This window comes from Streptomyces sp. NPDC047072 (genome assembly GCF_040643855.1).
Lineage (GTDB): Bacteria > Actinomycetota > Actinomycetes > Streptomycetales > Streptomycetaceae > Streptomyces.
Genome location: NZ_JBEYVC010000042.1, coordinates 58,529 through 68,486, shown reverse-complemented (window position 1 = coordinate 68,486; position 9,958 = coordinate 58,529). Strand labels below are relative to the sequence as shown.

Genomic DNA, 9,958 nt, shown 5'->3' with positions numbered 1-9,958 from the left:
GTGATGAGAGCTGCCAATTCTGGGGTGCGGCCGCATTGTTCGCGCTTCAGCTGCTGGCGCGCGGGCGTATGCGCCTGGATGTCACGCCGACGGGCTTCGACACGTGGCGCAGTGCTCCGCAGTTTCCCGACGAGGGCGAGTACTTCGACGAGTTGATCGCGGCAATGCCGCCTCAGGCCCATGCTCTGCCGTTCAGCGCGAGCGCCTACCCGCCGACCATCCCGGATCCGGTCTTCATCCTCGACGCGTTCCTCGACGCGGTCGCCGACACTCTGCCGCGTACACCGGGCGCCGCCTACCTGACCGGTTCGGATGCGTTCGCGGCCCGCCCGCCTCAGCATGTGCCGCACCTGGTGCTGGGCGCCGGCGGCATCCGGCCGGCGGGACCGGCGGTGGGTGTGCAGATCTCGCTGCGTCTGCAGATCTCCGAAGAGGGTGACACCGGGGTTCGCGCGATGCTGCAGGTGCAGGATGTCGAGGCTCCGCAGGACCTGGTGGATGCGGGCGTCCTGTGGAGACGGTCCGCGCCGCCCGGATCGGTGGATGCCGCCCGGCAGATGGGCACGCTGGTGGCGCTGCGGGGGGCCGCGCGTGCGTGGCCCCCGCTGGAACGCCTGCTGGACACCCCGGTCCCCGACGCTCTCGAGCTGGACGTCGACGAGGTCGACGACCTGCTCGGGGACGCCGTCACCGATCTCGTCTCGGCGGGATGCGAGGTGCACTGGCCCCGCGACCTGGTCCGCGCTCTCACGGTGCGGGCCGTCCTGGCGCCCAAGAAGAACCAGGCCGCCTCCTTGGGCCTGCTGGGCCCGGATCTGCTGCTCCCCTTTTGCTGGCAGGCCGCGCTGAGGAAGGGAGAAGACCTCACGGACGCCGAGATGGACCGGCTGGCCGAGGCGAAACGCCCGTTCGTGCGGCTGCGCAACCGGTGGGTCCGCGTCGACGCGGCCCTGCTGCGCAAGGCCCGCCGGCGGCAGATCGCGGAACTTGCGGCCATCGACGCCGTCGCCGCTGCGCTGACCGGCCAGGCCGAGGTAGGCGATCACATCGTCCCGGTCGAACCCGTCGGCTGGCTCGCCACCCTGCGCACGGCGCTGACCACGCCGGCGCCCCCCGCCGCGGTCCCCGAGGCGCTGGCCGGCACGCTACGGCACTACCAGCAGCACGCCCTGTCCTGGATGCGGCAGCTCACCTCGCACGGCCTGGGCTGCTGTCTCGCCGACGACATGGGACTCGGCAAAACCATCACCCTGATCGCGCTCCACCTCATGCGTCAGGAGACGACCTCGAGCCGCGGTCCGACGCTGGTGGTCTGCCCCGCCAGCCTCCTGGGCACGTGGGAGCGCGAGATCCGCCGCTTCGCCCCGACCAGCGGTGTGCGCCGCTTCCACGGCGCCGGCCGCAGCCTGGACGGCCTCGCCGAGGACGTGTTCGTCCTGACCACCTACGGCACCGCCCGGCTCAACGCCGGCCAGCTCGCCGCCTTGGACTGGTCGTTGATCACCCTGGACGAGGCTCAGCACGTCAAGAACGCGGCCTCGTCCACCGCCCGCGCGCTCCGCGAAATCCCCTCCCGCGCCCGCGTCGCGCTCACCGGCACACCGGTGGAGAACAACCTCAGTGAGCTGTGGGCCCTGCTGGACTGGACCGTCCCCGGGCTCCTCGGTCCTCTCAAGGCCTTCCGGACCCGTATCGCCACACCGATCGAGAAACACCGCGAGCCGGCCGCCTCCGCCCGGCTCACCGCTCTGATCCGCCCGTTCGTCCTGCGACGCCGCAAAACCGACCCCGGCATCGCACCGGAGCTTCCCCCCAAGACCGATACCGCCCAGTACACCCCCCTGACCCGGGAACAGGCCGTGCTGTACGAAGCGGTGGTCCGGGAGACGATGACCCAGATCCGCGCCGCCGAGGGCATTGCGCGGCGCGGCCTGGTCCTGAAGCTTCTCACCGCGCTGCGGCAGATCTGCAACCACCCGGCCCAGTACCTCAAGGAGAAGGATCCCCGGCGTCTGTCGGGCCGCTCCGGCAAGCTCGATCTCTTCGACGATCTGCTGGGCGTCATGCTCGCCGAACAGCAGTCGGTACTGGTGTTCTCCCAGTATGTGGAGATGGCCCGTCTCGTCTCGGCCCGTCTGGGTCAGCAGTCGGTCGAGCATCGGATGCTGCACGGCGGCACTCCTGTTGCCGACCGGCACGCTCTGGTCGACGACTTCCAGGACGGCCGCTTCCCGGTCTTCCTCCTGTCCCTGCGGGCGGCCGGCACCGGTCTGACCCTCACCCGCGCGAGCCACGTCGTCTTCATCGACCAATGGTGGAATCCCGCGGTCATGGACCAGGCGGCCGACCGCGCTCACCGCATCGGTTCCCGGCATCCCGTCCAGGTCCACCGCCTGATCAGCGAAGGCACCGTCGAAGAGGGCATCGCCGACCTCCTCGCCACGAAGAAGGACTTGGCCGACACCGTCCTCGCCGACACCGGCAGCGGGCTGACGGAACTGACCGACGCACAGCTCTTCGACCTGATCGCGCTCAGGAGCATGCGATGACTCTCCCCGACAAGGGCTCCTACCAGGTACGCAGCGACCCCTTCGGCCCGCTGCCGGGCACCGACATGTGCGAACACCTCGGCGGCCGCGTCTGGCTGGACTCCCTCTCCCCCCGCGCCAAGGGCTCCCCCAAGAGCAGTTCCAGCCCGCTCCCCCGCGCACGCGCCTACGCGCGCACCGCCCCCGTCACCCACCTCGTGATCGAGGCCGGCACGATCCGGTGCTGGATCAACGAGAACACCAACCCCGCCCCCTCCCCCTACGCCTACACCCCCCAGCCCAACCCCACGGTGCGGATCCCAGTCCTGGACTGGTCACAATGGCGCGATCTGACCCTGATCACCCGCCACCTCGCCGCCCGGTGGCCGCACCGGCCCGCCGAGGACGTCCTGTACGAGATCATCAACGCGGGCGCCCGCAACGGCATCCGGCTCCTGCCGACCATCGACCAGTGCCAGGCCTCGTGCAGTTGCTCCAGCCGCAGCGCCCTGTGCCAGCACGCCGCGACTGCCCTGTACCAGACGGCCCGCCTTCTCGACCACATGCCGCTGGCTCTTCTGCTCATCCGGGGCCGCTCGGCGACCGACTTCTTCGCCGGCATCCTGGACCCCGATCATCCCAGCCTCCTCCCCCACTACCGGCCCGGTCGCCACACCCACCCGCCGGACACCTCTGCCGACGCCGCCTATGACCGCTGGCAGCACTCCCCCCGCCCTCCTCTGCCTCCGCTCCCGCTGCCGTCCCAGGATCTGGCCAGGCCCGTACTGCCGGGCATGCCCGGCACCGACACGCAGGCTGTGTCCGTGCTCGCCACCGAGACCAGCTGGCGCGCCCACGCCATGCTGCGCGCCCTGACCACACCAGAGGGCTCGGTCCCCGCGCAGGAGACCGAGGTTCCCGCCGACGCGGCCCACGACGCGGTGCGGCTGGCCGCCCGCCATCACCTCCGCATCCCACTGCAACGTCGGCTGCAGGAGACCCTGGGCATGAGCGCGGACGAGCTGGCGCGCGCTGTCACCGCCTGGCGCCCCACCGGCGACTGATCACCGAGGTATCCGGCCGAGGCTGACGCCAAGCGGCGGGAGGAGCAGCCCGTACTGTGACAGCCCGCGGCGGCTACGGCATGCTGGCCCGCATGCGGGATCTGGAACGGCAACTCGGCGATGTGGCGAGGCTCTTGGACGGCGTAGGGGATCTGCCGCCACTCGACGTCACCTTCACCGACGTCCCCGACGACGGTCCGTGCGTCATCATCGCCACGCCGCATCAACTTCCCTTGGCCGAGCAGCGCCTGGCCGTGGACCAGATCGCGCAACGGGTGGGGTCGGTGCCGGCGGTCGGTGAGGTGTTGATGGGCCGCTACGGGGCCTCGGTCCGCGGGCAGTGGGCGGACACCGTGATCGTCGCGTGCACGAATGCAGCTCCGCAGCTGCCGGGCACGGCCGCGCTGCCGCCGCGCTCGACGACCACCCGTGAAACGGCCCGTGTGCTGCGGTCACTGACTGCGTGGGCCCGGGCGGCGGAGCCGCTCCTGCACGAACTGGTGATCACGGACAGCAGCCGGTCGCACCGTGTCCTGGCCGTCGTCACCGCCGACCAGGACGCGCACAGCCTGATGGAGGGGCTGGTGACCGACACGGACTCCCTCGGGCACCGGCCGGGACGCCGCTACCGTGCCCTGTTGCCCACCGGACACTCGTTGTCCGTCTCCGTCGACTCGCTCCGGTAGATCATGCCGCGCGCCTGGGAGCCTCAGCCGGTGGCCACGGCGGACCATTGAGGGTCCAGATGGTCGAGCAGGGTGCGGTGGCTGCGGTTGAGGATCCCGCGTTCGCTGTTGCGGTGCTGCCGCACAAGCCAGGTGTGCAGCTTGGAGCCCTGCGCCGGCAGGAGGTGGCCGTTGCGCCGCTTGAAGGCGACGGCCTCCTCGTACCGGATGTCCCAGCGCTCGGCGACCGGGTCCCACGGAAATCCGATCTTTTCCAGGAGCCTGACCTTCTCCTCGGCGAGCTTGTCCTTGTTGCGCTGAGAGCGCTGGAACGTCTTCCACTTGGCCAGCAGCACACCGTCGATGGTCCGGTAGTCGTCGGGAACCTGGAAATGCCCCTCTTCCTTGCGGAAAGCGGCGAGTTCGTCGTAGGCGCTGCGCCACATCGTCCAGACCTGGTCGGCCGTCACTCCGAGGGCTTCGAGCAGTTCCCGGCGCTCGGCGTCCAGCCGGGCCTTGCGGTAGGCCACGGCCTGGTTGTCGAGCCAGATCCGCTCGGGTGAGCCGACGTCCAGGCTGCGGGGACTCTTGATCTCTCCCATCGCGGCGGACACTTCGTAGTAGCGGCGCATCCAGCGGTCGTGCTCGAGATCCCACGGGAAGCCGATCCGGTCCAGGAGCCGCTGGCGTTCGTCGGAGAGCTGGCCGCCGGCCCGGGCCATGCGCTGGGTCGCCGCCCACTTGTAGAGGTTGATGCCCGACGAGGAGAGGAAGTCCTGGGGCAGGTCCTGGTTGCCGTTCGCTTCGCGGTAGGCGCACAGGTCGCGGTAGGCAACCTGCCAAGTGTCGTCGGGCACGGCCCAGGACATCCCGAGGGCGTTGAGCCTGTCGATCCTGTCCTTCGGCAGCCGTTCCCGCGCCTGGGCCTTGCGCTGGTCGGCGATCCAGCCTCCGAGCTTGTACCCCGACGGGGCCACGTATCTCGCGTGGACGCGGAGGTCCTTGTACCGGTCCTTGTAGGCGCGGGCCTCGGCCAGGCCCCGCTCCCACTTCGCTTCCAGGGGGTCCCAGACGATGCCCAGGTCCTCCAGGGCGCGGATCTTGTCCTCGGGCATGCGGTCTTCCCGGCGGGCCTTGCGCTGATTGATGATCCACCTCCCCAGCCGGAAGTCGTCGGAGGCGACATATCCGGTCGGTACATCAAGGTGGCCGTGGCGTTCGCGGTAGGCGCACGCGTGCTGGTAGGCCTGCTGCCATGCCTCGTCCAGCGGCCGCCAAGCCATGCCGATCTCGTCCAGGAGAACGATCTGCTCGGCGGACAGCTTGTCCTTCTGGTAGTTGTCGCGCTGTTTTGCGATCCAGGTCCCCAGGCGGCAGCCGGACGCCGTGACGTGCGAGGGGACAACGAGGAGGTCACCGTGCTCTTCGTAGTACTGCTGGGCCTCGCTGTAGTTGCGCTGCCAGGCGGTGAGGGCCTTGTTCCAGACCATCCCCAGCTTGTCGAGGGCGGCGACGCGGTCATCGGGCAGTTTGCCCTGGTGGTAGGCCATGCGCTGCCAGCCGATCCACCGGCCGATCTGGTAGCCGTCCTCCGCGCGCTCGTCCTGGCGCATGTCGAGGTGACCGTGCTGCGTGAAGTACTTCTGCGCGTGCCCGAGCGCGGCCGTCCAGCCGTCGTCCTTGATGTTCCACACGACATGGACGGCTTCGAGCGCGGCTTCGCGGTCGGCGCTGAGCCGGCCTTCCCGTCGTGCCCGGCGCTGGTCAAGGATCCACTGGCCGACCTTCAGCCCGCCGGGGCTGACCCACTTGGCCGGCGCGTTGGCGTGCCCGTGCACGTAGGCGTACGCGCGGGCGGCGCCGTAGAACTCGTCCCAGCTGGGTGAACTGGCGCGCAGCGCCCGGATGGTGATGGCCTCGGCGAACTCCGTCGGGACGTCCACGCCCCGGATGTGCAGCCAGGGCGGGAGTTTCGCTTCGCGTTCTGCGCCCTCGAACAGGGAGCCTTCACCGAGCTGGACGCGCTTGACACTTAGGAAGTCCTCCAGCCGGTCGTCGTGGTCGCGCAGCGCGCGGATCACCTGCCACACCGGTTCCCACGCGCTGCCCTCCAGCGCGGCTTCGGGGCTCTCGCCGGCCGCCAGGAGCAGGGGCACGACGATGGTGGCGACCTTGTCGCTGCGGCCGCCGGTCCGCAGCGCCCGGCCGACGGCCTGGACCGTGTCCACCGCGGAGTCGCGGGGCCGGGTGAACACCACGGCGTCGACGGCGGGGACGTCCACGCCCTCGGCGAGGACCTTGGCGTTGGAGACGACGACGGTCTCCCCGCCCGGGTCGGCCAGCCGTTCGATGATGCGCCGGCGAAGGTGCGGCGCCTGCATGCCGGACACGTGCCCGGCCCACAGCTCGATGCCGCCGGGCAGCAGCGCTGCCGCCGCCGGCAGGGTCTGCGCCCACTTCTTCGCCTCGGCGACCCGATGGTGGTAGGAGATCGCCCGCCGCACCCCGAATTCCTTCATGGTGCGCAGGACCGCGATCTGGCCCGCCAGCATGGCCGGGGACAGTTTGGAGCCGCCCAGCCGCATCTCCAGGCTCTCGTCGGCGGCGAGCCGGTGTACTTCCTCGTCCGTCACGACCGGGACCACGACGCGGTAGTCGGCCAGCAGGCCCATCTCGATCGCCCGGCTGAACGGCAGCCGGTAGGACACCTCCCCGAAGATAGTGGTGTCGTGCATCGACACCATCGCCTCTCCCCCGCGTTCCGAGATCCGCGGGGTGGCCGTCATGTACAGGCGACGGCGGGCCGGGACCTGTTCATCGCGGTGCACGGTCTTCCACGGGCCGTCCGCCCGGCCGGTGGTGCGATGGGCCTCGTCGATTACGGCCAGGTCCCAGTCAGGGAGACCGTGGAGCCCGTGTGCCTCCGCGATCACCGGCAGGGACGCGTAGGTCGACAGGACGGTGACGCATTCCTGGTCGCGGACGGAGTCCGCGAGCACGGCCGGGGTGGTAGTGACGAGGATGTCGGGTTCGCCGTGCAGCAGTTCGAGTTCCGCGACGCTGGGGTCCGAGCACACCGCGGCCACCGTGCCGAGAGCGCCGTCGCCGGCATCGCGGTAGCCGCGCAGGGTCTGGACCAGCAGATCGATCGTGGGCAGCACGACGAGCACCCGCCGGACGGTTCCCAGACGGACTGCGGCCGCTCGGCCGATCCGGGTCTTTCCGGTGCCGCACGCGGCGATCAGACTTGTCCGGCCGCCGCGGCCGATGGCCCGGGTGACCGATTCGACCGCGTCGGCCTGGTGCGGCCACAATTTGCCCGACGTCATCCCCACCCGCAAACCGAAGTCCGAACACGGCAACCGGTGAAGCCGTGACGCACCGCATTGTCCGTGGTGGAAGCACGGGGATCAACGGCTCCTGTTCCCCGCCGACCGCAGACGGCCTGGTTACTGGTCAAGGCTGTCTCCGAAGAACGGGTCGATGCGGTCCCGTGACAGCGGATCCGGCCAGAAGGTGAGCTCGAAGTCGCTCAGCCGTACGGCGAAACGGCGTCTGTCCTCGATCAGTTCGAGACGCTCCGGTGGCAGCGGCACGTTGACGCGCGCCGGCGGACGGTGCCGGTGCAGTTCCATGGCCTGCTCGATCCACGCCGCGAGGTCGTCGGCGTACTCCTCTGCCTTTCCTCGCCTGGGCGCGGGCGGGACCTCCGGGCCGTCGCGCAGTGCGACGACCTGTTTGCGCCACCAAAACAGCCAGCAGTACAGGAGTGCCGGAAACAGCTCCACCGGAGCGCCGGGGGTCTCGCTCGTCATGGTGAGGAGCACGCCGTTGCGGTTGTCCAGGTGGTCGAATGTCGACCACAGGCCGGCACGGCAGGTCTGATCGTCGATCAACGCTCCTGCGGTGTTCACGACGACCAACGTCGACATGAGCCGGTCCACGACGAGTTCCGGCGGCTCGTCCTGGAGCACCCACGCCGCTACCGCCGGTGAAGTCTGCGAACCACGCAGGTACGCGGCTTTCCCTCCCGGTTCTTCGTAGACCCTGGAGTCGACAGAGGTGAGGAAGGTGGTCAACAGCGTCTCGTCGGGTTCGGGTACCGGCCTTGGGTCGTGCCGGCTCATGGAGATCGCCAACACTGATCCCGGCTCGCTACCGCCCTCGGCACGGGCGTCGATGCCGACACAGCCCGACGGTCGGCCACGCTGATGGGCCAGTTGCACGCGGCCGCCTCCTATTTCCCGTCGACCTGGCGCGGTCCGGCGATCCCGGCCATGCAGACGCCGCAGACCGAAGTCCGCTCCACGCATCGCGGCGATGAGGACCATGCCGCTTCCGCAGCCTAACGTGGCCAACCAGCGCCCCCGCTACAGCAGTTGCCCCGTGGACTCGATCGAAAGGAGATGCTGCGGTAGTGCCAAGCTGATCGCACCTCGGCGCTCCCCCCTTGAGTAGGGGGCGGCGGGCGCTGTCCGCCTGATTCCGAGCCCGGAAAAGTCGCACCGGACGGCAGACTGCCACCCGTCGTTGACCAGTAGGGACGGTGCCCGCCCGGGTGCCGCGGAGACGAGGGTGATCCCGATGACGGAAGCAGTTCTCCCAGAGGTACGGGCCGCCCAGCGTCGCGTTATCAGCACGGTCAGGGTGTCCGGAGTTTTGAACATGGACGGGCTCGCGCTGTGGCGGGAAGCAGACTGCGGCGAGTGGAAGGCCACCGCTGCCGAGATCGGCCGGGCGCTTGTACTGCTGGAGGTGCCGTACACGATCGTGACGGCCTTCCGCTTCCCGCTCGCCAGCTCCCACAAGGCGATGCGGCGGGGCCAGGAGGTCCGGATCGTCCGCAACGATCTCACGCACCTGGTGCGCTGGATGGCCTCGCTGAAGGAGTCCATCGACGCCATCCCCGAGGGCGGCCCCGGCTGGGCCTTCCGGCTGTTCCAGCCCCACGCCGAGGGCATGGCGATCGCCAACCTCGCGCTGTCGGCAGACTGGCCGACTTGGTCGAAGAAGCAGGCCCACGCAGCCGGGCTGGTGTGCGCGGAGTGCGGCTACGACCTGCGCGAGATCAAGGACGAGCCCCGGCTGCCCTACGACATCCGTCTGCCGGAGCGCCCCGGGTCCCGGCGGCTGCTGTGCGGGCAGTGCTGCGCACATGGCCTGGTCGAGCTGGAACGCCTGGCCAGGCTCGCTGGGAAGCCGTCGTGACCGCCCGGCAGCCTGCGGGCCCGGGGGCGGACACATTGCTGATCGTCGAGGTGGTCGGCCTCCTCAACGCCGCGGAGCACTACCCGACTGCCAGCGCCGCCGCCCGCCTGCACTATCTGGACACGCGGGCCGCACTTCTGCACCGGCTCGTCGACGCCACCGGCTGCGAGTCCTCCCGCTACCATGCCCAGTACGCCGAGGACCGGGCCGCCGAAGCCCGCGCCGAGGCCGAGGCGCTGGCCCGCGAACGCGGCGAACTGCCGCCCAGAGCCCGCCAGGTGCGAAGGACCTGATCTCTGGTCCCGCTGACCACGGTCACCAAGCTGCTCCTCCGCGTCTCCGAGGCGAGCGCCAGCCGGAAAGTCACGGCGATGAGCGCCCCGCGCTCCTCAATCGCGTCCTGGCAGACCAGCCGAGCGGCGCGTACGCGCTCGAACCGAGGGGCCGTTCGGGCTGTGGCTGCTGCGACCGGTCCGCACCCGGGCCTGCCGAC

7 protein-coding genes are annotated in these 9,958 nt (G+C 70.1%); 5 read left to right on the top strand and 2 right to left on the bottom strand.

What is annotated here, in order from left to right:
- The 3 genes from ABZ896_RS20165 to ABZ896_RS20155 all read left to right on the top strand — a co-directional run.
- Positions 1 to 2,549, top strand: a 2,549-nt coding sequence (locus ABZ896_RS20165) for a DEAD/DEAH box helicase (protein ID WP_360930475.1), incomplete at its 5' end; no start/stop codon positions are given.
- The gene (locus tag ABZ896_RS20160) at positions 2,546 to 3,592 is read left to right on the top strand and encodes an SWIM zinc finger family protein (protein WP_360930472.1); all 1,047 of its coding nucleotides are present in this window, start codon (positions 2,546 to 2,548) and stop codon (positions 3,590 to 3,592) included. The genes ABZ896_RS20165 and ABZ896_RS20160, both read left to right, overlap by 4 nt.
- Before the next feature lie 56 nt (positions 3,593 to 3,648).
- Complete coding sequence (locus ABZ896_RS20155; RefSeq protein ID WP_360930469.1) at positions 3,649 to 4,278, top strand: hypothetical protein; 630 nt, start codon at positions 3,649 to 3,651, stop codon at positions 4,276 to 4,278.
- Between the two features lie 23 nt (positions 4,279 to 4,301).
- Here ABZ896_RS20155 and ABZ896_RS20150 read toward each other — a convergent pair whose 3' ends face one another.
- On the bottom strand, positions 4,302 to 7,586 hold the full coding sequence (locus tag ABZ896_RS20150) for a Helicase associated domain protein (protein WP_360930466.1): 3,285 nt from the start codon (positions 7,584 to 7,586) through the stop codon (positions 4,302 to 4,304).
- Positions 7,587 to 7,706: 120 nt separating this feature from the next.
- Positions 7,707 to 8,384, bottom strand: a complete 678-nt coding sequence (locus ABZ896_RS20145) for a hypothetical protein (protein ID WP_360930463.1) — start codon at positions 8,382 to 8,384, stop codon at positions 7,707 to 7,709.
- A gap of 538 nt (positions 8,385 to 8,922) precedes the next feature.
- Between ABZ896_RS20145 and ABZ896_RS20140 the strand changes: the two genes are divergently transcribed.
- Both ABZ896_RS20140 and ABZ896_RS20135 read left to right on the top strand, forming a co-directional pair.
- A complete protein-coding gene (locus tag ABZ896_RS20140) occupies positions 8,923 to 9,465 on the top strand; it encodes a hypothetical protein (RefSeq protein ID WP_360930460.1) in 543 nt (180 codons plus the stop codon).
- Positions 9,462 to 9,758 carry a hypothetical protein gene (locus ABZ896_RS20135; RefSeq protein WP_360930457.1) on the top strand — a complete coding sequence of 99 codons (297 nt, stop codon included), beginning with the start codon at positions 9,462 to 9,464 and terminating at the stop codon, positions 9,756 to 9,758. Before ABZ896_RS20140 ends, ABZ896_RS20135 begins: the two co-directional genes overlap by 4 nt.
- Positions 9,759 to 9,958 lie beyond the last annotated feature (200 nt).